The sequence below is a fragment of the Mesorhizobium sp. LNHC252B00 genome (genome assembly GCF_000502955.1).
Taxonomy (GTDB): Bacteria; Pseudomonadota; Alphaproteobacteria; order Rhizobiales; family Rhizobiaceae; genus Mesorhizobium.
In genome coordinates this window covers 31,719-58,086 of the sequence record NZ_AYWO01000010.1, presented here as the reverse complement: position 1 = coordinate 58,086, position 26,368 = coordinate 31,719, and the positions used below count along the sequence as shown (strand labels likewise).

Here is a 26,368-nt window from a genome sequence, read left to right as displayed (position 1 = left end):
TTCGCCGCTATTTCAGCAACCGGCCTTCGATCGACCAGCGCGCGGCGAGGAAATTAAGCACCGCGGCGATGACGACACCGGAAATCTTTGCCGGCCAAACTCCAACGGTCGTTGCGAACAGCGCGATCGAAAGGCTGGAGACGCCGAGCGAAATCAGACCCCCAAGCGAGGCGAAGCGAAGGAACGCATCATGCAGCCGGATGGCTCGATTGCGCTCGAACGACCAGAAGCCGTTCGCCGCGAACGAAAATATGACGGCGACAAACCAGGCACCGATGTTGGCGGGCAGCGGCGGCATCTGCAGCTTGAGCAGCAGGGAGAAGCTGGCAAGGTCAATCGCTGTGTTGGCGAGTCCGACAATGGCAAAGCGGACGATCTTGTTGCCGGTCGAACGCGGGGGCCGCTCGGCGTCGCTCATCCCTTGCCACCCATGATTGCGACACCGGCGCGGGCCAGGCTGGCGCCGAACGCATCCGATGCCAGGGTCGCGAATTCGACCTCGCGCACGCCTTGCATCGGGTCGCGCGCGCGCAGGGTCGCGTCGACATGGCCGGGGTGACACATGAACAGCCCATGTTCCGGCAACGCCTCGACGGCGGCCTGCAGCACGGAAGCGAATTTTTCGGGTTGGCGCCAGTCATAGATGCCGGCGAGCGGCTCGAAAACGGTAAAGCCGGCGCGCCGCATCGACCGGTTGAAGCCGGAGGCGAGCGCGGCGATCGCGGCGACTTTCGGCGCCGCAGTCAGAGCCGGGGCGCCGCGTAGCGCCGGCTTGTCGCTTTCTTCGCCAAGACGCGCGCGCAGCCATTTGCGCACCACGGGAAGGAAATGCACATGCTGGTGCCCGTCGATGAAATCGGGGCGGCGCCCGAGTGCTTCGACGAAGCGGCTGTATTGGGCGTCGAGCTCGGCATGAACATCGCGATCATTGACGCGGCCGCGTAGGATCGGCAAGGCCAGCGTGCGGAGTGGCGGCAGCCGACCTTCCGGCGCCAGGCTCGACCTGCCGGTGATGGCAGGCTGGTCGGTCAAGGTGAGATGCAGCCCGACCGCGACATGGCCGCAAAGAGGTTTTATGCGCGCCGCCTCCTTTGGCCATTCCGGAAAGCCGGACATACAGCTGGTGCCGGTCAGGCGGCCGCGATCGAGCAGATCGAGAATCCCATCGGAGACGCCGGGCGCCAGGCCATAGTCGTCGGCGATCAGGCGGATGCGCCGCGTCATGTGTCGAGAGCGCCTGCCACCGATCTGTCGGCGGAGACCTCACTGCGAACGACATCGCGCACGAGATAGACCGGCCGATCCTTGCTTTCGCTGAGCGTGACCCAGACATATTCGCCGATCAGGCCAAGCAGCGTCAGATTGAGGCCGCCGAGCAGGACGACGGCGACCAGCAGGCTGGGATAACCCGGAACGGCAATGCCGTAGAAGATCACCTCGAAGAGCACCTTGGCCCCGTAAACCGCGCCCGCAAGTGCCGCGAGCAGCCCGCTGAGGCTGATCAGGCGCAGCGGAATGACGGAAAATGAGGTGAAGCCTTCCAGCGAGAAGGCGATCAGGTTGAGCCGGCTCCATTTCGACGTGCCGCTGGCCCGGCTCTCCGGCGAATAGGGCAACGCCTTCTGGCGGAAGCCCGCCCAGGCAAACAGGCCCTTGTTGAAGCGACGCTTGTCGCGCAGGCTGGTCAGCGCACGCGCCACGGCGCCGCGCATGACGCGGAAGTCGCCGGCATTCTCAGGAATGTCGAAACGCTGACTGCTGTTGATCAGGCTGTAGAAAAGCCGGGCCAGCTGGCTGCGCCGCCAGCTCGCCTCGCGCCGGTCGTTTTGTGCATAGACGACATCGACATCAGGATGTTCCACCAGCTCGGCGATCAGCTTCAGGCTGATGTCCAGGGAATGCTGGAGGTCGGCGTCCATGATCAGCACCATGTCGCCGCGCGACCGATCGAGGCCGGCTAGCACCGCGACCTCCTTGCCGAAATTGCGGCTAAGGCGGACGATCTCCCACGACCCCGTCAGCGCCTGCGAAAACCGTTGGGCGCCATCGTCACGGCTGCCGTCATCGACCAGGATCTTGTGCACGGTCATGCCGAACCGCTGTGCCACGGCCGCTTCGAGTTCGCCGAGCAGGCGTGCGAAGGCCGATGCCGATTGCGCCTCGTTCAAGAATGGCGCGACGATATCGAGTGTCGGCCGCAATTCAGTCATTTGCGATCCCTGCATTCACCACCTTTACCCGCGCCGTGGCCCAGAACCACCAGATCAGCGAACCCGCGATGAACGTAACCGCGATCGGCCGGAACCAGGGGTAGAGCAAGTCGTGCACATGGCGATCGATGCCGGTCAGTCCGGTCGCGAACAGCACCGTCGACAACACCGAGGCCAGAACGCCACCGCGTTCTTCGCGCCACAACAGCGCGATGGCGAGACCGGCGGGTACCGCGATCATTGCATAGGTGTTGGGCTCGACGCGCGGGTTGAAGACGCACATGTAGAAAGTGGCCGTCAGGAAGATCGCCAGCCCCGCCGGTCCGCGTTCCAGCTTGCGGTCGAACCAGATGACCGCCGAAAGCGTAAACAGGGCCATGACGATGCGCATGATCGTGGCGCCGAATTCCGGAATGGGCAGCCCTATCCTGGTGAACGGCGCCGTGAAATCAGTCGGCACGAAATGGCTGGTGTTCTCGACGGCCATCGAGGTCAGCATCCTGGCGAAGACACGATACTGATCGTTGAGATAGCCGGGAGGAGCGAAAGCGTAAGGTAGGGCGAGGACGAACAGTACGGCCAGCCCCAGCACCGGTATCAACCGGAGCCGAAGGGCTCCTACCAACAACAGCATGATGATCGCGGTCGGCTTGGCGATGACGGCAAGCGAAGCCCAGAAGAACGTCTCCACCCGCCGTCCCTCCAGCGCCGACAGGGTGAGAAGCCAACAAGCGCCGGTCAAGAGGATCGTCGCCTGGCCGTTGCGGATCGCCCCCGCTGCCATTGGCAAGGCGAGGAAAAGACCGAAAGAAAGCAGCCACGTCAATTCGCCGCCGCCGAGCTTGCGCACCTGTCGCATCGCGGCATAGGTCAGCACCGCAAAGCCAAGGCTGTGCCAAACCACGCCGCCCAGCTGCGGACCGAGTTTGGCTATTGGAATATACAGCGCGGCAAAGGCTGGCGCGTAAAGATACCCCATCTCGGATTGGGTGTCGTAGAGTGGCAGACCGGCCAGAAGCGCCTCGCTGCCGTCTATATAGGCCTTCCATACCGTGCGCGTATGGGGTGACCACAGGACCAGGACAAGAACGACCAGGAACGCTCCGATCCACAGGCTGAACCCCAAACGGTCGAAGACCGGCTTGGATATCGTCATCAAATCACCCTACACCCGCCCGGATCAGGCGCTTGCCCACGTCGTCCGGAATTCGATGGCGGCGACATATCACGGACAAAGCGGCGTGGCATAGGGGGTCGCAAGATGGGAACAGAGGCCGACGATCCGGGCAGCGGCCAGATACCGGACATTCTTCCGGCTCATGTCCAAGTTTCTCGCGTCTTTCGGATTGGGCCAAGGCTGGATGAACACCTTGCCGTTGGGCCAGTTCCGCGCCATGGCCTCGGCAAGCGGTCGCCGGAAGATGATACCGGCGCTCAGACCTTTTCCTGCGAGTATTTCTTCAGCTCCGTCCGCGCCACCTGCCGGCGATGGACGGCGTCAGGCCCGTCGGCAAGGCGCAATGTCCTCAGATGCGTCCACGACCGCGCCAGCGGCGTGTCCTGGCTGATGCCTTGCGCGCCGAACATCTGCACCGCCTCGTCGGTGACCTTGAGCGCGACGCGGGGCGCTATCACCTTGATCTGGCTGATCCAAGGGGCGGCGGCCCGCGCGTCGCCCTGATCGATCATCCATGCCGCCTTGAGGCAGAGCAGGCGGGCCATCTCGATCTCCATGCGGCATTCCGCGATGATGTCGAAATTGGCGCCGAGCTTTGCCAGGGGCTGGCCGAAAGCCTCGCGGCGCATGGAACGCTGGCACAGCATTTCCAGCGCCATCTCGGCTTGGCCGATGGCGCGCATGCAGTGATGGATGCGGCCGGGACCGAGCCGCCCTTGCGCGATCTCGAATCCCCTACCCTCGCCTACGATCAGGTTCGACGCCCTAATCCGCACATTGTCGAAGCGAAGATGCATATGGCCATGCGGCGCGTCATCGTCGCCATAGACCTGCATGGCGCGGACCTTGGTGACGCCTTTGGTGTCGGCGGGCACCAGGATCATGGAATGGCGGCGGTGCTTTGGCTCGCTGTCGCCCCCGGTCCGGACCATGACGACGTAGATGGCGCAGCGCGGATCGCCGGCGCCCGATGCCCACCATTTCTCGCCGTTCAGTACATAGTCGTCGCCCTGCCGCTCGCAGCGCATTGCAATGTTGGTGGCGTCGGACGAGGCGACATCCGGCTCGGTCATCAGATAGGCCGAGCGGATCTTGCCCTCGAGCAGCGGCTCCAGCCACGCTTTCTTGTGATCGGCCGAGCCGTAGCGTTCCAGCACCTCCATATTGCCGGTGTCCGGTGCCGAGCAATTGAAGGTTTCCGCACCGAGATGCGACTTGCCCATCTCCTCGGCCAGATAGGCGTATTCGACCGTGGAAAGGCCGTAGCCGCGCTCCGAGCCGGTCAGCCAGAAATTCCACAGGCCGCGCTCTCTCGCGGTCCTTTTCAGCCCTTCGAGGATCTCGCTCTGGCGCGCCGTATAGACCCAGCGATCGCCTTCCTTGCCCACTTCGGCGAGAAATTCCTTGTCGAGCGGCATGATCTCGTCGCGCACCATGGCCGCGACGCGCGCGTGGATCGGCCTCAGCCGCTCGGTCATGCCGAGATTCATGTCCGTCATCGGTCGCTAACCCTTCATGGATGCCAGGCATTTTGTCGGTGGCAAGGATGACTGTACTTCGGATAGCCTTGTCAACGCGAACTGTTTGCCCGCATGCCGAGCGCGGAGGACTGTGATGAGCTATCTGGACGAGTTGTTTTCGGTGGCCAGCAAGACCGCGTTGGTGACGGGTGCTGCAACCGGCATCGGCCGCATGGCGGCGACGGCGCTGGTGCAGGCCGGCGCCGGCGTGATGATCGCTTCGCGCAAGGGCGAAGACTGCATCAAGGTCGCCGCCGAACTGAATGGACTTGGCGCACCCGGCCGCGCCGAAGGGTTTGCGGGTGATGTCTCCAGCGAGGCCGGCATTGCCGCACTCGTCGCCGAGGTCAAGGCGCGGACCGATAGGCTCAACATCCTGGTCAACAATGCCGGCGTTTCCTGGGGCGCACCGCTCGAAAGCTTTCCCTATTCGGCGTGGGCGAAAGTGTTCGGCGTCAACGTCACCGCGGTCTTCCATCTGACCCGTGAATTGCTACCGCTGCTCGATGCCGCCGCCAGCGATGCCGACCCGGCCAGGGTCATCAATCTCGGTTCGGTGATGGGCACGCAACCGCTGGCCGACGACGCCTATTCCTACACGGCTTCGAAGGCCGCGGTTCACCATCTGACACGCACCCTGGCGCTTGAGTTCGCCGCTCGCCGCATCACCGTCAACGCTTTCGCCCCTGGCCCCTTTCAGAGCCGAATGACGGCGTTTGCCACCGGCACGGAAGAACAGGCCAGACATGTCGGAAACGATGTTCCGATCGGCCGTATCGGCGCACCGGATGACATTGCCGGCGCAACGCTCTATCTGTGCAGCCGTGCAGGAAGCTACGTCACAGGCGCCGTCCTGCCGATCGACGGCGGACAGTCGGTGCAGCATGGGCTGACGCTGTTCAAGGAATAACATTTTCCGGCCACAGAAGCCGGAGGTGAACTGGAGGACATGAGCGTGGAACCGATCAGTCTCGATGTGCTTCTGGCCAATGTCGGCAAGGAGGTTGGCGTGTCGCCGTGGCGGGTGGTCACGCAGCGTATGATCGACCAGTTCGCCGACGCCACCGACGACCACCAGTTCATCCACTGCGATCCGGAGCGCGCCAAGCGCGAGACGCCGTTCGGCGGCACCATCGCACATGGCTTCCTGTCGCTTTCGCTTTTGTCGGCGATNGCGCGAGACGCCGTTCGGCGGCACCATCGCGCACGGCTTCCTGTCGCTGTCGCTGTTGTCGGCGATGACCTTCGAGACCATGCCGCCGCTGGAAAACAGCAAGATGGGCGTCAACCACGGCTTCGATTCGCTGCGCTTCCTGGCGCCGGTGAAGACCGGCGCGCGCATTCGCACCCGTTTCGTGCTGGCCGACGTCAAGGTCAGGCCGTCGGGTTGGGTGCAGACCGCGCATGACGTGACCATCGAGATCGAAGGCTCGAAGAAACCGGCGCTGACGGCACGCTGGCTGACGCTGACCTTGATCGAACGCCAGCCCGAGACGGCATGAGCGATCCGAACGTCCTCGACCAGGCGGCGCTCGCGCCTTACCTCGAGGCAAACATACCGGGCTTTTCCGGGCTTGCCGCAATCGAAAAATTCAAATCCGGCCAGTCGAACCCGACCTATCTGCTGACGGCGGCAAGCGGCCGTTACGTCCTGCGTGCCAAGCCGCCGGGCCAGCTGCTGAAATCGGCGCATCAGCTCGACCGCGAATTCAGGGTGATGAAGGCGCTTGCCGGCACCGCCGTGCCCGTGCCGGAGATGCTGCATCTCTCGTCGGAGGACTCGCCGATCGGACGTATGTTCTACGTCATGGATTTCGTCGACGGCCGCATTTTCTGGGATCCGGCGCTGCCGGAGGCCGGCGATAACGATGAACGCGCCGCCATGTACGATGCCATGAACGACACCCTCGCCGCGCTGCATGATGTCGACGTCGGGGCCGCGGGTCTCGGCGATTTCGGCCGGCCGGGCAACTACTTCGAGCGCCAGCTGGCGCGCTGGACCAGCCAGTACCGTGCCTCGGAGACCGGCACCGTGGCCGATATGGACCGGCTGATTGCCTGGCTGGAAACGCACATGCCCGAAGATGACGGCAGCGTCTCGCTGGTGCATGGCGACTACCGGCTGGACAATCTGATCTTCGCTTCCGATCGGCCTCAGGTGGTGGCGGTGCTCGATTGGGAACTGTCGACATCAGGCCATCCCTTTGCCGATATCGCCTATCAGTGCATGCAATGGCGCCTGCCTCACGCCTCAGGTTTTCGCGGCCTGGGCGGTATCGACCGGTCCGCGATCGGCCTGCCTTCCGAAGAAAACTATGTCGCCAGCTACTGCCGGCGGCGCGGACTCAGCGGCGTCGGCAACTGGACGTTCCTCCTCGCCTTTTCCTTCTTCCGGCTGGCGGCAATCTGTCAGGGCGTCTTCAAACGGGCGCTGGACGGCAACGCCTCCAATCCCGAAAAGGCGAGAACCTATGGCGAGGCGGTGAAACTGCTTTCGCATCTCGCTGCCCGACTGATCGACAAGGAGGCGTGACGATGGCCGCTTCGACGCAGCAACAATGCCGGTCGCGGATGCCGCCGGCGGGCTTGGCCGGGGCGTCGCGAAAGGCTTTGCCGCTTTTGCCGCTGAAGACGCGCTACTGATGCTCTCGGATATGGACGAGCCTCGGTGCGAGCTGAGGCATGTTGCCGTTTGGGAGCCTGTCACACCCTTGTCCGTTTTCGTACAGCGTATATAATTTGGGCCAGCACCAACCCGAACAAAGGCACCGATCTTTGCCGCCGAGTGTCCAGACACGCCGCGAGAAACAAAAGGCCGAACTGCGCTCCGAACTGGTCGAGGCCGCGCACAGGCTCGTTCAGGAGGAAGGCTATGAAGGCCTGACCATCCGCAAGCTGGCCAAGCGGGTCGGCTACGCACCGATGTCGGTCTATTCCTATTTCGCCGACAAGCAGGACATCCTGTTCGCACTCGCCGAGGATGCGTTCGAGACGCTAGCCCGCCGCATCGAGGAGCACCCATCCGACGATCCGATCGAGGCGTTGCAGGCCGTCATGACCGAATATGCCGCCTTCGGGCTCGGGAATCCCAACGAATACCGCACCGTGTTCATGACCGAGAAGACGAAGCTGCCGGAAGGCAGGAGCTACGAGGACATGGAAGAGGGCAACCCGGCGATGAAGGTGCTGATCAGCAGGGTCGAGGCCTGCGTGGCCGCCGGCAAATTGCAGGGCGACCCGCGCGCCATCGCCACCATGCTGTGGGCAGTTGGCCACGGCACGATCTCGCTGCTGATCACCTTTCCGTTCTACCCCTTCGGCGATCCGCAGGCTTTCGTGAAGCGCATGTGCGATTTCACGCTTGCCACGCTCAGCACGCAAAACGTGCCGCCGCTGACCGACACACCGGTCAACTGCTGAACGCCAGTTTCCTTTCGAATTCTTGGTTAACAAAAAGTTTAGCGTACGCGTACGGTTTTATCTTGAACTTCGCGATCTACGGACGTATGTGTACAGTGCATCGTACATGTACGACAAGAATTCACCCGTCGAAAACGGAGACAGACTATGAAAAAGACACTCTTCACCCTCGCAGCCGTGCTGGCACTTTCGGGCTCGGCCTTCGCCGCCAGCGCGCCCCACATGGTCAAGCATGCGTCCGCTGCAACCTGCGTAGACACGAAGACCAACGTGAAGCTCGATTGCGCCTCGACCGGCTCGGTCGAGAAGAAGGGCGCCACGGAAAACACCGCTGAAGGCAAGAGCCCGCGGCTCGGCATCAGCATCGACCCGTGGATCGTGCCGAGCTCGTTCTAAGATTCGCAGAAATCGCGTACGGCCGGCAAAAGCCGGCCAGCTTCAGGCGACCAGGATCGGCAGCTTGGCCGCAGAACTCTCGAAGGCCGCGTCGATCAGTTTCTGCATGTCGGCGGCGCGCCGGAAGGACGGATCGCCGTTTCGGCCTGCATCCAGCGCGTCGGCAAAGCGCCGGGCGTTACGCTTGACATTGGGCAGCGGCAGCGTTCGCCAGCGCTGAAGATCGACATCGCCAGCCAGGCAGGCCGACAGGTTCGACACCTTGCCATTGGTCTCGACCTTGATGGCGCCCTTGGTGCCGTGCAGGGCCAGCGACAAATCGTTGGTATGGCCGGTCATGTAGCGGCTTGCCACGATCGTGGCGAGCGCGCCGGAATCGAGACGCGCCGTCATCGCGACGCTGTCATTGGCATCCAGCACATAGTCGCCGATGCGCTCGCCCTCGGCCTTCGGAAACGTCACCAGATCGGCATGCAAGCTGACGATATCCTGGCCGGCGCCATAGGTGGCGAAGTCTAGGATGTGAATGCCGACATCGCCGAGAACGCCGGTCGAACCGTGCCGGCTCGACAGGCGCCATAGCCATTTGTCCTCGACCCGCCAGTCGCCCCATGATTTGCTGATCAGCCAGCTCTGTCGGTAGCTCGCCTCGACATGGCGCAGCTCGCCGATCTCGCCGGCCTGCACCATGCGCCGCGCTTCCTGGATTGCCGGTGAGTTGCGATAGGTCAGGTTGACCATGTTGACCACCCCGGCTGCCTCTGCCGCTTCGGTCATTGCCAGCGCGTCGGGGTGGTTCGGCGCCAGCGGCTTTTCGCAAAACACATGCTTTCCCTCGGCAAGCAGCGCCAGCGTCGTCGCCAAATGTGCACCATCCGGCGTCGCGTTGATGGCGGCATCGAAATGGCCCCAGGCGACCGCCGCCTCCAGGCTCTCGAAGAAATCTCCGATCTTGCTGGCAGCGGCGAATGCGGCCGCACGGCCGGGCACCTGATCGACGCAGGCGACGATGCCGCAGCCGGCAATCCCGGCGAACTCCTCGACATGATGCCCGGCGATGCCGCCCGTGCCGAGCAGAAGAATTCGATGCATCAGTTCAGGCCCCCAATCACCTCACGCCGCAATCGACTCACGCGCCGATCAGCCAAGACCCCTGTCGCCATCGGCATGCAGGCGCAGGCCTTTTTGGACGATCTTCTCCTTGGCGGCATCCGTCGGCACGTTCGGGGCATTGGTGATGCCGGACCAGGCCGGCGCCGGGTTGCGCGCCCAGTGCACCGCATTGCGCAGCACCTGCCGCACGCCTTCGTTGTGATAGATTGGATAGGTCTCGTGACCGGGCGAGAAGTAGAAGATCCTGCCGGCGCCGCGCTGGTAGGTCAGCCCGGACCGGAACACCTCACCGCCCTCGTACCAGGAGACGAACACCGTCTCGAGCGGCTCCGGCACGGCGAAGGGCTCGCCATACATTTCGGTCTCGCCGATCTCCAGGCACTCGCCGATGCCCTGCGCGATCGGATGGCCGCGGTTGATCGCCCAGACGCGCTCGCGCTCGCCCGCCTCGCGCCATTTCAGCGAACAGGGCGTGCCCATCAGCCGCTTGAAAATCTTCGAGTAATGCCCGGAATGGAGCACAATCAGCCCCATGCCTTCCCACACCCGCTTCTGCACCCGCTCGACGATCTCGTCCTTGACCTCGCCATGCGCCGCATGGCCCCACCACAGCAGCACGTCGGCGGCGGCCAGGCGCTTTTCGCCCAGGCCGTGCTCGGGCTCCTGCAAGGTGGCGGTGGTCGCCTCGATGCCCTTGTCCTGGTTGAGCGCCGCGGCAATGGTGCCATGCATGCCCAGGGGATAGAGGTCGCGCACGGCGGCATTGGTCTGCTCGTGGACGTTCTCGCCCCAGACGATCGCTTTTGTCGGCATTTTTATCTCCCAAAGCGCTTTAAGTAGCATGTCCAATGGGATTGAGAAGGTCCGATGCCGCCTGGCCCGATGAAAACTACGCCTTGCGCTTCTTGCGCCCGGGCACGGTCTTGGCCTGGCCCGGCTTCGCCGGAGCGCCCGAGATGGACGATCCAGTGATCGACACCGGATCGCTGGCCGGGAACGTGTCTTCGAGGCCTTCCTCGAGTTCCTCTTCGGCGCTCGGCGCTTCGTGCCGCTCCTGTTCGAGCGAACGGACGGCCGACGTCTTTTTGACCGGCGACTTGGGCGCGGAATTCGACGGCATCGGCATTCTCCCTCGGCGTGAGGATGCAGAACGAGCCTGCCCTGCAAACGTTCCGGATTCAGACCGCTGCGTCGCGCGATCCCTCGGACAAAAAAGTAAAGACATAGTCCGAGAAGGAACGCCAGCATTCAACCCTGAAGGCGTCCGGCGCCGTGCGCAACAGCACGATCTCGGTCTTGCCGAGGATGGTTCGCGACGCCGCTCCAACCGGGAAGCCATCGGGCGACAGGTCCTGCGGGCAACCCGCATTGATCGTCGCTGCTGCCCCGGTGCCCGTCACGGCGATAGCGATGTTGCGATGCGAGATGCCGACCGCCGAGTGCAAGGCGGAAACCCCAGCACAATCGGCCAGCGGATCCTTGCCCGCCTCATCGATGACCAGCCATTCGTCGGGGCCGAGCCACAAGGCGGTTCGCCCGCCCTTCGAAGCGGACGTCTTCGGCTTTTTCGGCAAGGTCACGCCGAGCGCCTTGGAAAGCGCTGCAAGCGAGGCCTCCGGTGCGCGCAATGAAATGCGCTCGGCCGGCGGCAGCACCTCGACCTTGACGCCGATACCGGTCGTGCTGCGTCCGGCCAGCGCCGGACGGCGTTCTACCGAAGGCGATGTCACCGGTGCCGTCTTTCTTGCAGCAGCCTTAGCCATTGAGGCGCCCTCCCGTCTCGTCGAAGAACACCATGCTGGCAACCTCCACTTCGATCGCGCCGTTCGGCATCGGCACAAAGAGCGTGTCGCCCATGCGGTCGCGGCCGCCGGCGACCAGCGCCACCGCGATCGAGCGGCCGCAATTTTCCGACCAATAGCTCGAGGTGACATGGCCGATCATCTTCATCGGGATCGCCTGCCGGGGATCCTCGACGATCTGCGCGCCCTCTTCCAGCACCACCTTTGGGTCCTTGGTCTTCAGGCCGACCAGTTGTTTGCGGCCCTTGGCGACGAGATCAGGCCGCGTCAGGCCGCGAATGCCGACGAAATCGGCCTTCTTCTTGCCGACCGCCCAGTCGAGACCGGCATCGTTCGGCGTCACCGTGCCGTCGGTATCCTGGCCGACGATGATGTAGCCCTTTTCGGCGCGCAGCACGTGCATGGCCTCGGTCCCATACGCGGCAGCGCCGTGCTTCTGGCCTTGCGCCCACAGCGCTTCCCAGACAGCCTGCCCGTAATCGGCAGGCACGTTGACCTCGAAGCCGCGCTCGCCAGTGAACGACATGCGAAACAGCCTGGTCGGCACGCCGCAGATCTTGCCTTCGCGCACCGACATATGCGGCAGCGCCTCGTCCGACATGTCGATGCCTTCGACCAGCGGAGCGATGATGTCGCGGGATTTCGGTCCCTGCACCGCGATGACGGCCCATTGCTCGGTGATCGAGGTCAGCCAGACGTTGAGATGCGGGAACTCTGTCTGGAGATAATCCTCCATGTGGTTCATGACGCGCGGCGCGCCGCCGGTCGTCGTCGTCACATGGAAACGGTCTGGCGCCAGCCTGCCGACGACGCCGTCATCATAGATGAAGCCATCCTCGCGCAGCATGATGCCGTAGCGGCAGCGGCCGGGCTCCAGTTTCTCCCATGGGTTGGTGTAGAGCAGCTCCATGAATTTCGCTGCGTCCGGACCGACCACTTCGATCTTGCCCAGCGTCGAGGCATCGAACAGGCCGGCCGTCTTGCGTACCGCAACGCATTCGCGGTCGACCGCGGCGTGCATGTCCTCGCCTGCCTTGGGGAAATACCAGGCGCGTTTCCACTGGCCGACATCCTCGAACACCGCGCCTTGCGCCTCTGCCCAGGGATGGATCGCAGTCTTGCGCGTCGGGTCGAACAGCGGACCCCGCGCATGGCTGACGATCGCGCCGAAGGTCACCGGCGTATAGGGCGCCCGGAACGTGGTCAGCCCGACCTCCGGGATCGGCTTGCCCAGCGTCTCGGCGGCAATCGCCAGGCCGTGCATGTTGGAGGTCTTGCCCTGGTCGGTCGCCATGCCGTTGGTGGTGAAGCGCTTGACGTGCTCGATCGACCGCATGCCCTCGTGCACCGCCTGGCGGATATCCTTGGCGGCGACGTCGTTCTGGAAATCGACGAAGGCTTTCACGGTCGTGTCCGGCCCGGCTCCTGGCGCCGCACCCAGCATGCCGCGCGACCAGTTTTCCGAGGCATCGACTTTCGGCTTTGTGCCCTTGGCGGTTTTCGCGCCCGCATCCTTGGCCGACTTGGCGCCCGCCGCATAGGCTTCGTCGATCGTCGCCGACAGCCCGTCGGTGCCGTTGCAGGCGCCGACAGAGACGCAGTCCTGCGCATAGGTGCCCGGCACGAAGCGCTTGGTCTCGTCGTTGAAGGCGACCTTGCCGCGCGACTGCGAGAACAGATGCACCGAAGGCGTCCAGCCGGCCGACATCAGGATCGCATCGACCGGGATGGTGCGTTCGCCGCCGCCATTCTTCGGCTGCACGGTCATCGACGACACCCTGAGCTTGCCGCCTGCGCGGATGACGGCACGGCCGAAATTCACCTCGATGCCGAGCGCCCTCGCCTCGTCGATCGCCGGCCCGGTCGGGTTGTCGCGTAAATCGACGATCGCCGCCACGTTAATGCCGGCTTTCTTCAGGTCGATTGCCGCTGCATAGGCGGAATCATTGGCGGTGTAGACGCCGACATTCTTGCCGACCGCAACGCCATAGTGGTTGAGATAGGTGCGCGCCGCACCTGCCAGCATGACGCCCGGCCGGTCGTTGTCGGCGAACACCATGTGGCGCTCGATGGCGCCGGAGGCCAGCACCACGCGCTTGGCCCTCACCTGCCACAGCCGCTCGCGCGCCAGATCGTGGCCGGGAGTCTTCAAATGATCGCTGACACGCTCGACCAGCCCGACGAAATTCTGCGCGTAATAGCCGAACGCCGTCGTGCGCGAGAGCACGCGTACATTGTCCATGGCGGCGAGCTTGGCCACCGCACCTTGAGCCCAGGCAAAGCCGTCCTGGCCGTCGATTTTCGCACCGCTCTCGAACCGTAGGCTGCCGCCGAACTCGGCCTGTTCGTCGGCAAGGATGACGCGCACGCCGGTCTCGGCTGCGGCAAGCGCCGCCGCGATGCCGGCGGCGCCGCCGCCCAGCACCAGGACCTCGCAATGCGCATAGCGCGACGAATAATGGTCCGGGTCCGGTTGGTCCGGGGAAACGCCAAGTCCGGCCGCGGCGCGGATCTTGGGTTCGTACAGGCTCTTCCATGCAGCCTTCGGCCACATGAAGGTCTTGTAGTAGAAGCCGGCCGAAAACAGCGGCGAAGCAAAGTCGTTGACCGCGCTGACGTCGAAGGACAATGAAGGCCAGCGGTTCTGCGACTGCGCGTCCAGCCCGTCATAGAGTTCCTGCACGGTGGCCCGCACGTTCGGCGTCTTGCGTGCCGCGTCGCGCTTGATCTCGACCAGCGCGTTCGGTTCCTCGGCGCCCGCCGACAGGATGCCGCGCGGACGATGGTACTTGAACGAGCGGCCGACAAGATGGACGCCATTGGCGAGCAGCGCCGAAGCCAGCGTGTCGCCCTCGATGCCGGTATAGGACTGGCCATCGAAACTGAACCGCGCGGTCTTCGCCTGCTTGAAGCGACCGGCGCCGGGAATGCGGAACGCGCCGATCATTTGGCAACCACTTCGTTGGAGTTTTTGGGCAACTTGGACGGTTTCGGCTCGCCAGCCTTGTAGGTCATGACGAACTTGTCGGTGACGGTGTCGCGCACGGCGTTGAAGAAACGGGCGCAGCCATGCATGTGCCGCCAGCGCTCATAAATGATACCCTTGGGGTTCGAGCGGATGAAGAAGAACTTCTCGAAATCGTCGTCGCTCTCGCCGGCCATGTTGGCCGAGCGCGCGATATGCGCCTCGCCGGCGTTGCGGAACTCGAGTTCCGGGCGCTCTTCCTCGCAATAAGGGCAGCGGATGAGAAGCATTGTCCTGGTTCCTACAATTCGCCGTGGCCGACGCGGGCGCCCGCCGGTTGATCGCAAAGCTTCTGTCCCAACGTCGCGAACGGTGCGACGAGCCGGATGCGCTCTTCCACGCTTGCAGCGGGACGAAACAGATCGCGAGACGCCATGTTGCCGAGGGTGAGTTGCATCGGATCGGTTGTGACGATGACCTGACGTGGCTGGAACGTCTCGTCCTCCTCGAGCCCTTCGGACCGTCCCTCGAAGAACATCACCACCCTCTGGCCGCCGCTCCAGACGCAGGCCAGCGTGCCATCGTCGACCGAAAATGGCCAGTCGGCCTCGTTGTCGGCGCGACTGATCGGCTGCAGCCGCAATTCATCCGCCGAAGGAAAATGGAACATCCCCTGTTCCCCCGCCAGCATCAGCGGCATAGCGACAGCCATCTGCGCCATCATCAGTGCGCCACCGCCGCCGCCGCCGCCTCGTCGATGAGCCGGCCGGTGCGGAAGCGTTCGATGGTGAAGGGTGCGTTGATCGGATGCGGATCGTCCTTGGCGATTGTGTGGGCAAAGACATGGCCCGAACCCGGCGTCGCCTTGAAGCCACCCGTGCCCCAGCCGCAATTGACGTAGAGGCCAGGCACCGGCGTCTTGGCCAGGATCGGCGAGCGGTCCGGCGTCACATCGACGATGCCGCCCCAGGAGCGCAGCATCTTCATGCGCGTGAAGATCGGGAACATCTCGCAGATGGCGTCGAGCGTGTGCTGCAGGATGTGCAGGCCGCCGGTCTGCGAATAGGACACATACTGGTCTGTGCCGGCGCCGATCACCAGTTCGCCCTTGTCGGACTGCGAGATATAGGCGTGCACTGTGTTCGACATGACAACGCAAGGCACCACCGGCTTGACCGGCTCCGACACCAGCGCTTGCAACGGATAGCTCTCCAGCGGCATGCGCACGCCGGCCATGTTCATGATCACCGAGGAATGGCCGGCGGCAACGACGCCGACCTTCTTGGCGCCGATGAAGCCGCGCGTCGTGTCGACGCCCGTGACGGCGCCATTGGCGGCCCGCTTGACGCCGGTGACTTCGCAGTTCTGGATGATGTGCACGCCGCGCGCCGAAGCGCCGCGCGCATAGCCCCAGGCAACCGCATCGTGGCGCGCCGTGCCGCCGCGCCGCTGCAGTGCGGCACCGACGACTGGATAGCGCGCATCCTTGGAGGTGTTGAGCGGCGGGCAGAATTCCTTCGCCTGCTCCGGCGTCAGCCATTCATTGTCGATGCCGTTCAGCCGGTTGGCGTGGACGTGGCGCTTCAGCACCTGGACGTCGTGCACGTTGTGGGCGAGCATCATGACGCCGCGGGCCGAGTACATGACGTTGTAATTGAGCTCCTGGCTCAGCCCATCCCACAGCTTCAGCGCGTGGTCGTAAATGCCGGCGCTCTCGTCATAGAGATAGTTGGAACGGATGATGGTGGTGTTGCGGCCGGTGTTGCCGCCGCCAAGCCAGCCCTTTTCCAGCACAGCGACATTGGTGATGCCGTGCACCGTGGCGAGATAGTAGGCTGTGGCCAGGCCATGGCCGCCGGCGCCGACGATGATGACGTCGTATTCCTTCTTGGGCTCCGGCGAGGACCACTGCTCCTCCCAGCCCTTGTGGCCGCGCATGGCCTCGCGGGCGATGGCGAATACCGAATATTTCTTCAACGTCCCAACCTCGCCCCAGAAAAGGCCTCGCGAATAGCAGCCGGGCGTTCATTCGATCCCGGCGCGCGAGGTGTATCACTAGCGAAACAGCGCTTCCACCCTTGCGCTGTTTGCGACGGCGCTTGCCGTTTTGCGCCACGGCGAAAAAGCCGCATGCGATCTGGCAGCTAAGGCCCCGTTCGGTCACACTGTCTGTCGCGAGACTTTGGAGGACTATTATGGGCAATGCCTGGTGGAATCTGACGTTGCGCTTCCTGCTGGAGCTTGCGGCCTTGCTCGGGCTCGGCATCGCCAGCTGGGGCCTCTCACACGATTGGTGGCGCTGGGTCGCTGCGTTGGCCATACCGCTCGTTGCTGCTGCGCTGTGGGGAACCTTCGCCGTGCTCAATGATCCGAGTCGGTCGGGCCGCGCCCCTGTGCCGGTTCCGGGCGCGGTGCGGCTGGTGCTGGAACTCGTCATCCTGTTCGCCGGCGCGGCTGGGTTCTACCTGGCCGGCCAAACGACCACGGGCATCGTCATGGCCCTGCTGATCGTCATCAGCTACGCATTCTCGCTCGATCGCCTGGGATGGTTGTTGCGGCAATAGTTCGCCCCACTGGCCTCGCCTGTTTGGCGAGCGACAAGGAAGGCGCGGCGTGTCGATCAACCGGACGTGAAGTCTTTTTGCGGCCAGGACGCATGTTCGTAGTCATAACGCAGACCGCCGGTCTTGCTTTTTCCACGCGATTTGGCGATGCCGTTTCGAAACGGGTCTTCTTGCCAAAACGGGTCCTGCCAACATGATGCTGATCAGAACCTACGTGGCTGCGAGCGCGATCGAGGGCGTCGGCATGTTCGCCGCCGAGCCGATCAGGAAAGGCGCTTCGATCTGGCGGCTCGATCCGGATTTCGACCGGTTGATCCCGATGGACAAATACGAGGCGGCACCGCCGCCTCTGAGGGAATTGCTCGAGCGCTATGCCTATCCGAGCCCTGACCGGCCTGGCTTCATGGTCTATGAGGTCGACAATGGGCGCTTCATGAACCATTCGGCCAGCCCGAACACGGATTTTTCGCAGTATGGCGGGGCCACCGCGACCCGCGACATCGCCGAGGGCGAGGAGATCACCTGCGACTACGGCGAGTTTTTCGAGGATTTTGAGCGGCTGCATTTGGCAACGGCATAGAGATCCGCCGGGGAGTGGGAGGCAAGCTGGCCTCGGCTTGCCCGCCATCATTCGTCTGAAGCGACTGCCTTGCCGCCTTGGCCATAGCCGTGACGGCAACTATGCTAGTGTTTTGGGTATGGTGCTGATTTGCGCCTGAACCCCGCCCATGAGGCGGGTTTTTTGTTTCGGCTTCGGCGCCATTCTTCCATTTCGACTGTGGACAGCGCGGCCTGATTCTGCTATCAGCCGCCCCAATTCGTGGTGTAAACCGCCGCGGAGGCTAGTGGCTATGGCCGCTTGCCTGTTGACATCAAACCCGAAAGACAGGATTGCCCGTGCAGGTACTCGTCCGCGACAATAACGTTGATCAGGCGCTTCGCGCTCTCAAGAAGAAGATGCAGCGCGAAGGCATTTTCCGCGAAATGAAGATGCGCGGTCACTACGAGAAGCCGTCCGAAAAGCGCGCCCGTGAAAAGGCTGAAGCTGTCCGCCGCGCCCGCAAGCTGGCCCGCAAGCGCGCCCAGCGCGAAGGCCTGCTGCCGATGACGCCGCGCCCCGTTGCTGCTGGCGCCGCCGGCGGTGCTCCGCGTCCGCCGCGGTTCTAACGCCAATTTTTCGTCCTTTTCGAAGGATATCAGAGGTGGCGCGATGCGGAATCGCCGCCACCTTTTTGTTTTGGTTGTGACCCGGCCCGGAGGGGGGAACCGGACCTGAGCGACGCGGCTTGAAGTGAGGACAGGGCAGACATGAACGCAGCAAGCGTGGAGCGCGGGACCGCATTGCGTGGTTTCGCCCTGACAGTGGCCCTGCTCTCCGGATTGGCGCTTGCCGGCTGCCAGACGTCAGGCCCGACCGGCGAATTCAACAACATCGACAAGGCGCAGGGGTCGAGCGAGAACATCTCCTCGCTGTCGGCGGTCATCCAGCGCAATCCCCAGGATCCCGAAGCGTACAACGTGCGCGGCTCGGCCTATGGCCGTGGCGGCCAGTACCAGGCAGCGCTCAAGGATTTCAACCAGGCCATCCAACTCAACCCGAATTTCTTCCAGGCCTATTCGAACCGCGCGCTCATCCAGCGCTTCCTCGGCAATCAGACGGCCGCGCTCGAGGACTACAACCGTTCGATCCAGATCAATTCAAACTATGACGCCGCCTACATTGGGCGCGGCAACCTTTATCGCAAGGCGGGCCGCACCCAGGACGCTTTCAACGACTTCCAGAAGGCGATCCAGCTCGACACGACCGACGCGCGCGCCTACCACAATCGTGGCCTGATCTATCAGAGCCAGGGTCAGCACAAGTTCGCTATCGAGGACTTCTCGACGGCGATCTCGCTGGCGCCGGACGCTGCCGAACCCTACAATGGCCGCGGCCTTTCCTATCTGGCAACCAACGACGAAGACAACGCCTTCTCCGACTTCAACATGGCGATCAAGCTCGACGGCAACAATGCCGAAGCCTGGGCCAATCAGGCGTTGATCTACGAGCGGCGCGGNGCGCGGCGACAAGGCCAAGGCAGCGAAATCCTATCGCGAAGCCGTCCGCCTGAACCCGGCCTACCAGCCGGCCAAGGACGGCCTCGCCCGCGTCAGCTGATCGATTTCGGTAGCATTCCCAGACAATCTGCGTGGCATCCAAGTGCCGCGGCGTCCTTTGCGTGTCCGAAAAGACGCATCTCGGCAACCGTGCGTTAACCCCGGCAGCAAGGGGTTGACCCGTGCCTTGTTCGCGCCAAGTTTTCAGCGGAACGGTCTGCCCACCGTTGTCAAAAAGCTATTTGCGAAAGGACCTCCCATGATCAAGAAACTCGCCTGCGCCGCTGTCCTCGCCATGACGGAGTTTGCCGTCGCCCCGGCCAGCGCCGGCAAGCTGCAACTCGGCACGCTCGACTGCACCATTGACGGCGGCACCGCTTATATCGTCGCGTCCAACAAGGGTGTGTCCTGCGTCTTCCGCCCCCATCATCACGGACCGTCCGAGGTTTACACCGGCGTGATCTCCAAGGTCGGCCTGGATGTCGGCAAGACGCATCAGGGCCAGCTCGTCTGGGCCGTGCTGGCGGCAACGCGCGACCGCGACGGAGGCGATCTCGCCGGCAGCTACTACGGCGTCAACGCCGAGGCGAGCGTCGTGACCGGCGGCGGCGCCAACCTGCTGGTTGGCGGCCTGGACAGCGCCTTCATGCTGGAGCCGCTCAGCGTCCAGGCGCAGACCGGCGTCAACCTTGCTGTGGCCGTGACCTCGCTCCAGCTCATCCATTCGTTCAAGTGAATGCAGTGGAGCCATGCGCTCCACGACCCCTCACCCTGCGGCGCGGAACCGGATAGGATGGTTCCGCGTCGTTTGTTTTTGAGGGGGACCGCCATGCCCAAAGCAACCATACCGCAGACAGCCATTGCCGCTGCGATGATCGCAACTTTGCTCGCCGGGACGGCGCGGGCGCGGGACCAAGGGATAGAACTCGGCACGCTTGATTGCGCCATCGGCGGCGGCACCGGTTTCATTTTCGGCTCGAGCAAGGATTTGAGCTGCACGTTCAACCCCGCCGACAAGAGCTTCGCACCGGAAGCCTATTTCGGCGCGGTCAACAAATACGGCCTCGACATCGGCACGACGAAGCAGACGTTCATGCAGTGGATCGTGCTGACGCCGCTGAAGAACATCTATGCCCCGGGTGCGCTGGCCGGCGACTATATCGGCGCCAGCGCCGAAGTGACGGCAGCCGTCGGCGCCGGCGCCAATCTGCTGGTCGGAGGATCCTCGCAGGCCTTCACCTTGCAGCCGCTCAGCCTGCAGACGCAGACCGGCATGAACCTCGCGATCGGCGTCAGTCAGTTCCAGTTGCGCAGTACCGAGAATTGACCGCGCAACCGGACCGCAACCCTATCTCGAAAAAATCCGCTTGAGCTCAACCCCAGTTGAGGTTTTACAAGCCTGCCCGACCGGAGCAGCGCGCTCGATGCGGTGCGCGATACACGCTCCTGCCTGCGCATGGTCCTGCCGGAAACCGGTACTGGCTTCTGGCGTCCTGCTCTGGCGTCAGGATATGGAAAGCAGGGGTGGACATGACCGAAATCAGCACAAACAGGGTCGACTGGCGCGCATTGTGGGCAAGCGGCGACCNGGAAAGCAGGGGTGGACATGACCGAAATCAGCACAAACAGGGTCGACTGGCGCGCATTGTGGGCAAGCGGCGACCTGGCGCGCTTCTGCTTCATCAGCCTCGGCATCCTGCTGCACGCCACCAACGAAACCATGGTGGCCACGGTGATGCCGGCCATGGTCGGCGAACTGGCCGGTGTCCAACTCGTCGGCTGGTCGCTGGCTATCTACGAACTCGGCGCCATCGTTGCCGGCGCGGCAGCCGGGCGTCTGGTGAGCTATGTTCCGCTGCGCACCAACATGGTGGTCGCCGCGCTCCTCTACGCAGCCGGAGCGCTGGTCTGCGCCACCTCGCCTTCCATGCAACTGTTCCTTGCAGGCCGCCTGATCGAGGGGCTTGGCGGCGGTGCGCTGGTGTCGTTGGCCTTCGTCTCGGTCGAGCGGCTGTTCTCGCGCACCATCTGGCCACAGCTTTTCGGCATCATGTCGGCGATCTGGGGCGTAGCCGCCTTCAGCGGACCGTTGCTCGGCGCGATCATGACCGAGCTTCTGTCATGGCGCTGGGCCTTTGGCGTCTTCACCCTCGGCGGCACCGCCATGGCGCTGGCAAGCTTCATCGTGCTCGACACGCCGGAGGCGACGAAACCCAGGACGAGCATAGGCAAGGCGCCGCCCTTCCCGTTCGCAGCCCTTGGCTGCCTTGCCGTCGCCGTGGTGCTGATCGCCTCGGCCGGCGTCGACATCGCCTTGCTGCGTTCCTCGCTGCTGATGGCCCTCGGGCTGGTCGGCCTGGTGCTGTTCTTCTCCATCGACGCGTTGAAGCCGCGTTCGCGGCTGTTTCCGGCGCGGCTGTTCTCGTGGCGAACGCCGGTCGGCGCCGGCATGACCATGGTTGCCGCCTTTTCGGTGGCGACCTGTTCCTTCGGCGTCTACGGCCCGCTGCTCCTGACCAGCCTGCACGACATTCCGCTGCTGACCACCGGCTACATCATCGCCGCCGAATCGATCGCCTGGTCGATCCTGTCGATCCTGGTCGCCAACGCACCACCGCAACGCGAGCGACTGATCATCGTCGGCGGCGCGGCGATGATCGCGGCCGGTATTGCCGGCTTTGCCTATACGATACCCCTAGGCTCCATCCCGCTGATCCTGATCTGCGCGCTGCTGCAGGGCGGCGGCTTCGGCGTCTCATGACCCTTCCTGACGCGCGTCATCGTCGCCTCAGCGCCTGAAAGCGAGCAGACCATCGCCTCGGTGGCGGTGCCGACCATGCAGCGGATCGGCTATGCCGTGGGTGCCGCACTTGCCGGCATCGTCGCCAACGCCAGCGGCTTTTCGCAAGGTTTGAATTATGACGCCGCGGCGAATGTCGCGTCATGGCTGTTTCTTGCCTTCGTACCGCTCGGCATTGTCGGCTGCCTTGCGGCCTTCCGGGCATCCACGCCCTTCGGTCAGCCGCGGGAAGCGATCGGCTAGACCTTGCCCGCTCACTCGACCTCGCGCAGGCGGTAACCAACGCCGGTCTCGGTGGTGATGTAGCGCGGCTGGTCGGGGGTCTTCTCGATCTTCTGCCTGAGCTGCCGGACATAAACCCTGAGATACTGCACGTCGGTCGAATCGCCCCAGACCTGCTTCAACAGGAATTGATGGGTCAGCACCCTGCCGGCGTGCTGCACGAGAATGCGCAGGATATCGTATTCCTTCGGCGAGAGCTTTACGTCCTTGCCCTCGACCTTGACGATGCGTTTGACCAGATCGACGGATAGGTCGCCGGTCTGGAAAACAGGCTTCTCGCCCTGTTGCTGGAATTTGTGCCGCAGCGCCACGCGGATGCGCGCGACCAGTTCGTTCATGCCGAACGGCTTGGTGACATAGTCGTCGGCGCCGAGTTCCAGAGCCTGGACGATGCCGGCCTCGTCGGTGCGGCTGGACAGGATGACCACCGGAATGTCGAGACCGTCGTCACGCCATTTGCGCAACAGCTCATGGCCGCTCATGCCGGGCAGGCCGAGGTCGAGCAGGACAAGGTCCGGCTCCTCCGTCTCCATCAGTTCGATCGCCGCTTTGGCGTTCGGCGCCTCGCTGATCGCATAGCCCTGGCTGCCGAGCCCGACACGCAGCAGCTTTCGGATCGGCGGCTCGTCATCGACGACCAGGATCCTGACATTCGAGTTTGTCATTCCAAGTCGCCCCCATCATCCGTGGCAGAGGCGTCGAGATCGGGCGTGTTGGCCGGCTTCGGCATCTTGATGGTGAAGACCGCGCCTGAGCGATCGGTCCGGTTTGCCGCCGTGATCGTCCCGCCCATCGCCTCGATGAAACCACGACAAATCGACAGCCCGAGCCCGGTGCCGGCGCGAACCTGGTCGCCCTTGCGCACCCGGTAGAAGGTGTCGAAAATCCGTTCCAGATCGCCGGTGGGAATGCCCGGCCCTTCATCCATGACCTGCAGGAGGACAGAACCATTGTCGGTCCAGCCCTGAACGCGGATCGTCGAGCCGGCCGGCGCGTATTTCGCTGCATTGTCGAGAAGGTTGAACAGCGCCTGCTCGAACAGGACGGGATCGACCTTCAACATCGGCAAATCCGAGGTGATGTCCGTCTCGATCTTGTGCTCGGCGATGATCTTCCTGGCCCGCTGCAGGGCGGAGCCGACGATGTCGCCGACATAGTGGAAGGCGTAGTTCGGCTCCATCGCGCCGGACTCGATCTTGGTCATGTCGAGCAGATTGGCGATGAAGCGGTTCAGCCGCTCGGATTCGTCGAGCACGGTCGACAAAAGCTCTGCCCGATCCTGTTCGGGAAGTGCGGCTGAGAATTCCCTCAGCGTGCCGGCCGCGCCCATGATGGCTGCGAGCGGCGTCTTCAGATCATGGGAGATCGAGGTGAGAAGCGCCGAGCGCAGCCTGTCCGCCTCGGCGGCAAGCTTTGCGCGGTCGACGTCGGCGACCAGTTGGATGCGCTCGATGGCGACCGCCGCCTGATCGGCCAGCGCGTCGAGCAGGCGCTGTTGCTCGGGCGTCAGCAGCGGCCCCTGTTTGTCATTGTCGAGGCCGACGACACCGAGTGCCGTGCGCCCCGTGCGCAAGGGAAGATAGAGGCGCTTGGCGCCGGGAAGCGTATCGGCGCCACGTCCGGCGGCCCGATTGTGCTCCCAGGCCCAGCGGGCGGCGGCGATGTCGGCTTCGGCCAATGTGTCGTCTGGCGGATAGCCGGCCTTGACGGTGATCGTTCCGTCTTCAGGCAAAAGCAGCACCACCCGCAGCTTCAGCATCGAGGCGATCTGGAAAGCGGTGGCCCAGAGAACGTCGTCGAGCGTGCCGGCACCGGCGAGCTTCTTTGAAAAAAGGTAGATGTCCTCGGTGGCCCGCGCCCGTGAGCGGGCGGCGACCGCCTGGCGCTGCACGCGCGCCGTCAAATTGCTGGCGATAACGGCGACAACCAGGAACACGCCAAGCGCGACAATGCTTTCCGGATCCCGGATGGTCAGCGTGTAGCGCGGTTCCATGAAGAAATAGTTGAAGGCAAGGGCACTGACGAAACAGGCATACAGTGCCGGCCACAGGCCACCGGTCACCGCCGATGCCAGCACCGCGATGAGAAAGATGATCGCCAGATTGCGGACGTCGAGAAACTGATCGAGAACGACGGCGAAGGCGAGCGAGCCCATGAGATAGGCCGTGGCCTTGAGATAGGGCCAGATCTCGAACTGCCGCTGCTCGTCCGCCGCCCGGACGCTTCTCGAAGCCGCCTCGGTGCCGCGTTCGTTTCCCGAAATGACATGGACGCTGATGTCGCCGGCATTGCGGATGAGATCATAGGTGAGCGAGCCTTCGATCAATTCCCGCCAGCGCGACCGGGTCGGCCTGCCGACCACGATATGGGTGAAGTTGTTCGCCGTCGCGTAACGCACGATGTCCTGCGCCACGTTCTGACCCGGTATGGTCGTCACCTCGGCGCCAAGCTGCTGGGCGAGGCGCAGGTTGTTTGCGAGCCGGTCTTTGTCCTCTTCGGGCATACTGGCCAAGCGCGTGCTATCGACATGCAGCGCGGTCCAGGGGGCACGCAGCCGGTCGGCCAGCCTGCGCGCATAGCGGACGCGGGCCGCTCCTCCAGGACGCGCGTCGAGGCAGACGAGAACCCTTTCCCCGGCTGCCCATGGTCCGGGAATGGCATGCGCCTGCATATGGATCAGCAACTGGTCGTCGACGCGCTGCGCGGTGCGGCGCAGCGCCAACTCCCTAAGCGCCGTCAGATTGCCTGATGAGAAATAGTTTTCGATCGCGCGCTGGGCGGTGTTGGGGAAATAGACCTTGCCTTCCTCGAGCCGTTTGATCAGGTCGTCGGGGGTGAGATCGATGATCTCGACATCGTCGGCTTGGTCGATGATGGAATCGGGAACCGTCTCGCGGACCCTGACCTTGGTGATCTGGGCGACGACGTCGTTCAGGCTTTCGACATGCTGGATGTTGAGCGTCGTATAGACGTCGATGCCGTGCGTCAGGATTTCCTGAACGTCGAGATAGCGCTTGGGATGGCGGCTGCCGGGCGCGTTGGTGTGGGCGAGTTCGTCGACGAGAACCAGCGCCGGGCGCCGGGCAAGGATGGCGTCGATATCCATCTCTTCGAGGATGCGCCCTCTGTAGTCGACCTTGCGGCGCGGAATGACCTCGTAGCCCTCGACCAGGGCCAGCGTTTCCTTGCGGCCATGCGTCTCGACGATGCCGATGATCACGTCCACGCCGTCGGCCACCCTGGCGCGGCCAGACATCAGCATCTCGTAGGTCTTGCCGACGCCCGGTGCCGCGCCGAGGAATATCCGCAGACGGCCGCGACCTTCCCGCTCGGCATGATCGAGCAGTGCGTCGGGAGAAGGTCTGGTGTCGTTGCTTCTGTCGTCCGGCATCATTATCGATCATGGATGGAGCCGGGGATACTGTCGATCCCCGGCCCGAGCCATTCACTCTTTCGCTACGTCCAGTGCAAGGTTGAGACCCAGCACATTGACCACCGGTTCGCCCATGAAGCCGAGCTCCCTGCCCTCGACACGGGCGTCGACCAGCGCCTTGATCCTGGCCTCGTCGATCCCCCTGGCCTTGGCCACCCTTGCGACCTGGAAGTACGCGGCTTCTGGGCTGATGTCAGGATCGAGGCCGCTGCCTGAGGTGGTGACCAGGTCGATCGGCACGGGCTGGCTCGGATTCTGCGCCTTCAGCTTTTCCACATCGCCCTTGATGCGGTCGATCAGCTTGGGATTGGTCGGACCTAAATTGCTGCCGCCGGAGGCGGAAGCGTCATAGCCGTTGCTGCCGGCAGCCGAGGGGCGGCCATGGAAATACCGGTCGCTGGCAAAGCCTTGGCCGATCAGTTCGGAGCCGATGACCTTGCCGTCCTTTTCGATCAGGCTGCCATTTGCCTGGCGGGGGAACAGTGCCTGGGCGATGCCGGTCATGCCGATCGGATAGATCAGGCCGGTCAGCACCGTGAAGAAGACGATCATGACGATCGCGGGTCTTATCTGGGTGAGCATGGGGATA

25 protein-coding genes and 3 pseudogenes are annotated in these 26,368 nt (G+C 63.8%); 12 read left to right on the top strand and 16 right to left on the bottom strand.

The genetic code is table 11. The features are described 5' to 3' along the window. Positions 1–7: 7 nt before the first annotated feature. From X744_RS154955 to X744_RS154975, 5 genes are all read right to left on the bottom strand, one after another. On the bottom strand, positions 8–418 hold the full coding sequence (locus tag X744_RS154955) for a GtrA family protein (protein WP_023759695.1): 411 nt from the start codon (positions 416–418) through the stop codon (positions 8–10). After that, the gene (locus tag X744_RS154960; RefSeq protein ID WP_023759694.1) at positions 415–1,224 is read right to left on the bottom strand and encodes a ChbG/HpnK family deacetylase; all 810 of its coding nucleotides are present in this window, start codon (positions 1,222–1,224) and stop codon (positions 415–417) included. Before X744_RS154960 ends, X744_RS154955 begins: the two co-directional genes overlap by 4 nt. Next, on the bottom strand, positions 1,221–2,210 hold the full coding sequence (locus X744_RS154965) for a glycosyltransferase family 2 protein (protein ID WP_023759693.1): 990 nt from the start codon (positions 2,208–2,210) through the stop codon (positions 1,221–1,223). The genes X744_RS154960 and X744_RS154965 overlap by 4 nt, the downstream gene beginning before the upstream one ends. Further along, a complete protein-coding gene (locus X744_RS154970; RefSeq protein WP_023759692.1) occupies positions 2,203–3,366 on the bottom strand; it encodes a glycosyltransferase family 87 protein in 1,164 nt (387 codons plus the stop codon). The genes X744_RS154965 and X744_RS154970 overlap by 8 nt, the downstream gene beginning before the upstream one ends. Positions 3,367–3,644: 278 nt before the next feature. Then, positions 3,645–4,886, bottom strand: a complete 1,242-nt coding sequence (locus X744_RS154975) for an acyl-CoA dehydrogenase family protein (RefSeq protein ID WP_023759690.1) — start codon at positions 4,884–4,886, stop codon at positions 3,645–3,647. A gap of 115 nt (positions 4,887–5,001) precedes the next feature. On the opposite strand from X744_RS154975, the gene X744_RS154980 reads away from it, so the two are divergent. From X744_RS154980 to X744_RS155000, 5 genes and pseudogenes are all read left to right on the top strand, one after another. Beyond that, positions 5,002–5,817: an SDR family oxidoreductase gene (locus tag X744_RS154980; protein ID WP_023759689.1), complete on the top strand. Its 816-nt coding sequence runs from the start codon at positions 5,002–5,004 to the stop codon at positions 5,815–5,817. Positions 5,818–5,856: 39 nt separating this feature from the next. After that, positions 5,857–6,409 (top strand): annotated as a pseudogene (locus X744_RS01000000169730) (MaoC family dehydratase). Continuing rightward, a complete protein-coding gene (locus X744_RS154985; protein ID WP_023759688.1) occupies positions 6,406–7,440 on the top strand; it encodes a phosphotransferase family protein in 1,035 nt (344 codons plus the stop codon). Before X744_RS01000000169730 ends, X744_RS154985 begins: the two are co-directional and overlap by 4 nt. Positions 7,441–7,682: 242 nt before the next feature. After that, complete coding sequence (locus X744_RS154995; protein WP_023759686.1) at positions 7,683–8,327, top strand: TetR/AcrR family transcriptional regulator; 645 nt, start codon at positions 7,683–7,685, stop codon at positions 8,325–8,327. 147 nt (positions 8,328–8,474) lie between these two features. Then, the gene (locus X744_RS155000) at positions 8,475–8,723 is read left to right on the top strand and encodes a DUF680 domain-containing protein (RefSeq protein WP_023759685.1); all 249 of its coding nucleotides are present in this window, start codon (positions 8,475–8,477) and stop codon (positions 8,721–8,723) included. Positions 8,724–8,765: 42 nt separating this feature from the next. Here the strand turns inward: X744_RS155000 and X744_RS155005 are convergent, their stop codons facing one another. From X744_RS155005 to X744_RS155040, 8 genes are all read right to left on the bottom strand, one after another. Beyond that, positions 8,766–9,815 carry a Gfo/Idh/MocA family oxidoreductase gene (locus X744_RS155005; protein WP_023759684.1) on the bottom strand — a complete coding sequence of 350 codons (1,050 nt, stop codon included), beginning with the start codon at positions 9,813–9,815 and terminating at the stop codon, positions 8,766–8,768. 48 nt (positions 9,816–9,863) lie between these two features. After that, the gene (locus X744_RS155010; protein ID WP_023759683.1) at positions 9,864–10,649 is read right to left on the bottom strand and encodes a ThuA domain-containing protein; all 786 of its coding nucleotides are present in this window, start codon (positions 10,647–10,649) and stop codon (positions 9,864–9,866) included. A 76-nt stretch (positions 10,650–10,725) separates the two neighbouring features. Continuing rightward, positions 10,726–10,956: a hypothetical protein gene (locus tag X744_RS155015; RefSeq protein WP_023759682.1), complete on the bottom strand. Its 231-nt coding sequence runs from the start codon at positions 10,954–10,956 to the stop codon at positions 10,726–10,728. Positions 10,957–11,014: 58 nt separating this feature from the next. Continuing rightward, on the bottom strand, positions 11,015–11,599 hold the full coding sequence (locus tag X744_RS155020; protein ID WP_023759681.1) for a sarcosine oxidase subunit gamma: 585 nt from the start codon (positions 11,597–11,599) through the stop codon (positions 11,015–11,017). After that, positions 11,592–14,585 (bottom strand): sarcosine oxidase subunit alpha, encoded by a 2,994-nt coding sequence (locus tag X744_RS155025; protein ID WP_023759680.1) that lies wholly within the window; start codon positions 14,583–14,585, stop codon positions 11,592–11,594. The genes X744_RS155020 and X744_RS155025 overlap by 8 nt, the downstream gene beginning before the upstream one ends. Continuing rightward, entirely contained in the window at positions 14,582–14,893 is a 312-nt protein-coding gene (locus X744_RS155030) for a sarcosine oxidase subunit delta (RefSeq protein WP_023759679.1), read from the bottom strand. The genes X744_RS155025 and X744_RS155030 overlap by 4 nt, the downstream gene beginning before the upstream one ends. An 11-nt stretch (positions 14,894–14,904) precedes the next feature. After that, the gene (locus X744_RS155035) at positions 14,905–15,327 is read right to left on the bottom strand and encodes a hypothetical protein (RefSeq protein ID WP_023759678.1); all 423 of its coding nucleotides are present in this window, start codon (positions 15,325–15,327) and stop codon (positions 14,905–14,907) included. Next, positions 15,327–16,580, bottom strand: coding sequence for a sarcosine oxidase subunit beta (locus X744_RS155040; RefSeq protein ID WP_023759677.1), 1,254 nt, complete (start codon positions 16,578–16,580; stop codon positions 15,327–15,329). Before X744_RS155040 ends, X744_RS155035 begins: the two co-directional genes overlap by 1 nt. Before the next feature lie 218 nt (positions 16,581–16,798). Between X744_RS155040 and X744_RS155045 the strand changes: the two genes are divergently transcribed. From X744_RS155045 to X744_RS01000000169720, 7 genes and pseudogenes are all read left to right on the top strand, one after another. Then, the gene (locus tag X744_RS155045) at positions 16,799–17,167 is read left to right on the top strand and encodes a YrdB family protein (RefSeq protein ID WP_023759676.1); all 369 of its coding nucleotides are present in this window, start codon (positions 16,799–16,801) and stop codon (positions 17,165–17,167) included. Positions 17,168–17,360: 193 nt separating this feature from the next. Then, entirely contained in the window at positions 17,361–17,747 is a 387-nt protein-coding gene (locus X744_RS155050; protein WP_023759675.1) for an SET domain-containing protein-lysine N-methyltransferase, read from the top strand. 317 nt (positions 17,748–18,064) lie between these two features. Then, positions 18,065–18,334 (top strand): 30S ribosomal protein S21, encoded by a 270-nt coding sequence (gene rpsU / locus X744_RS155055; protein ID WP_023759674.1) that lies wholly within the window; start codon positions 18,065–18,067, stop codon positions 18,332–18,334. Positions 18,335–18,475: 141 nt separating this feature from the next. Continuing rightward, a pseudogene (locus X744_RS01000000169725) lies at positions 18,476–19,325 on the top strand (tetratricopeptide repeat protein). A 198-nt stretch (positions 19,326–19,523) separates the two neighbouring features. Continuing rightward, positions 19,524–20,000: a DUF992 domain-containing protein gene (locus tag X744_RS155060; RefSeq protein WP_023759673.1), complete on the top strand. Its 477-nt coding sequence runs from the start codon at positions 19,524–19,526 to the stop codon at positions 19,998–20,000. A gap of 93 nt (positions 20,001–20,093) precedes the next feature. Continuing rightward, entirely contained in the window at positions 20,094–20,591 is a 498-nt protein-coding gene (locus tag X744_RS155065) for a DUF992 domain-containing protein (RefSeq protein WP_031260295.1), read from the top strand. A 279-nt stretch (positions 20,592–20,870) separates the two neighbouring features. Next, positions 20,871–22,307 (top strand): annotated as a pseudogene (locus X744_RS01000000169720) (MFS transporter). Positions 22,308–22,318: 11 nt separating this feature from the next. Here the strand turns inward: X744_RS01000000169720 and X744_RS155070 are convergent. Genes X744_RS155070 through kdpC form a run of 3 tightly spaced genes read right to left on the bottom strand, consistent with a single transcriptional unit; the run spans position 22,319 to position 26,361 of the window. After that, positions 22,319–23,011: a response regulator transcription factor gene (locus X744_RS155070; protein WP_023759671.1), complete on the bottom strand. Its 693-nt coding sequence runs from the start codon at positions 23,009–23,011 to the stop codon at positions 22,319–22,321. Then, positions 23,008–25,737 carry a sensor histidine kinase KdpD gene (locus X744_RS155075; RefSeq protein WP_023759670.1) on the bottom strand — a complete coding sequence of 910 codons (2,730 nt, stop codon included), beginning with the start codon at positions 25,735–25,737 and terminating at the stop codon, positions 23,008–23,010. The genes X744_RS155070 and X744_RS155075 overlap by 4 nt, the downstream gene beginning before the upstream one ends. Before the next feature lie 54 nt (positions 25,738–25,791). Then, positions 25,792–26,361 carry a potassium-transporting ATPase subunit KdpC gene (gene kdpC / locus X744_RS155080; protein WP_023759669.1) on the bottom strand — a complete coding sequence of 190 codons (570 nt, stop codon included), beginning with the start codon at positions 26,359–26,361 and terminating at the stop codon, positions 25,792–25,794. Between the last annotated feature and the right edge of the window lie 7 nt (positions 26,362–26,368).

Coding starts and splice junctions, on each gene's coding strand:
- X744_RS154955 (WP_023759695.1), bottom strand. CDS start 418: ATGAGCGACGCCGAGCGGCCCCCGCGTTCGACCGGCAACAAGATCGTC.
- X744_RS154960 (WP_023759694.1), bottom strand. CDS start 1,224: ATGACGCGGCGCATCCGCCTGATCGCCGACGACTATGGCCTGGCGCCC.
- X744_RS154965 (WP_023759693.1), bottom strand. CDS start 2,210: ATGACTGAATTGCGGCCGACACTCGATATCGTCGCGCCATTCTTGAAC.
- X744_RS154970 (WP_023759692.1), bottom strand. CDS start 3,366: ATGACGATATCCAAGCCGGTCTTCGACCGTTTGGGGTTCAGCCTGTGG.
- X744_RS154975 (WP_023759690.1), bottom strand. CDS start 4,886: ATGACGGACATGAATCTCGGCATGACCGAGCGGCTGAGGCCGATCCAC.
- X744_RS154980 (WP_023759689.1), top strand. CDS start 5,002: ATGAGCTATCTGGACGAGTTGTTTTCGGTGGCCAGCAAGACCGCGTTG.
- X744_RS154985 (WP_023759688.1), top strand. CDS start 6,406: ATGAGCGATCCGAACGTCCTCGACCAGGCGGCGCTCGCGCCTTACCTC.
- X744_RS155000 (WP_023759685.1), top strand. CDS start 8,475: ATGAAAAAGACACTCTTCACCCTCGCAGCCGTGCTGGCACTTTCGGGC.
- X744_RS155005 (WP_023759684.1), bottom strand. CDS start 9,815: ATGCATCGAATTCTTCTGCTCGGCACGGGCGGCATCGCCGGGCATCAT.
- X744_RS155010 (WP_023759683.1), bottom strand. CDS start 10,649: ATGCCGACAAAAGCGATCGTCTGGGGCGAGAACGTCCACGAGCAGACC.
- X744_RS155015 (WP_023759682.1), bottom strand. CDS start 10,956: ATGCCGTCGAATTCCGCGCCCAAGTCGCCGGTCAAAAAGACGTCGGCC.
- X744_RS155020 (WP_023759681.1), bottom strand. CDS start 11,599: ATGGCTAAGGCTGCTGCAAGAAAGACGGCACCGGTGACATCGCCTTCG.
- X744_RS155025 (WP_023759680.1), bottom strand. CDS start 14,585: ATGATCGGCGCGTTCCGCATTCCCGGCGCCGGTCGCTTCAAGCAGGCG.
- X744_RS155030 (WP_023759679.1), bottom strand. CDS start 14,893: ATGCTTCTCATCCGCTGCCCTTATTGCGAGGAAGAGCGCCCGGAACTC.
- X744_RS155035 (WP_023759678.1), bottom strand. CDS start 15,327: ATGATGGCGCAGATGGCTGTCGCTATGCCGCTGATGCTGGCGGGGGAA.
- X744_RS155045 (WP_023759676.1), top strand. CDS start 16,799: ATGGGCAATGCCTGGTGGAATCTGACGTTGCGCTTCCTGCTGGAGCTT.
- X744_RS155050 (WP_023759675.1), top strand. CDS start 17,361: ATGATGCTGATCAGAACCTACGTGGCTGCGAGCGCGATCGAGGGCGTC.
- X744_RS155060 (WP_023759673.1), top strand. CDS start 19,524: ATGATCAAGAAACTCGCCTGCGCCGCTGTCCTCGCCATGACGGAGTTT.
- X744_RS155065 (WP_031260295.1), top strand. CDS start 20,094: ATGCCCAAAGCAACCATACCGCAGACAGCCATTGCCGCTGCGATGATC.
- X744_RS155070 (WP_023759671.1), bottom strand. CDS start 23,011: ATGACAAACTCGAATGTCAGGATCCTGGTCGTCGATGACGAGCCGCCG.
- X744_RS155075 (WP_023759670.1), bottom strand. CDS start 25,737: ATGCCGGACGACAGAAGCAACGACACCAGACCTTCTCCCGACGCACTG.
- kdpC (WP_023759669.1), bottom strand. CDS start 26,361: ATGCTCACCCAGATAAGACCCGCGATCGTCATGATCGTCTTCTTCACG.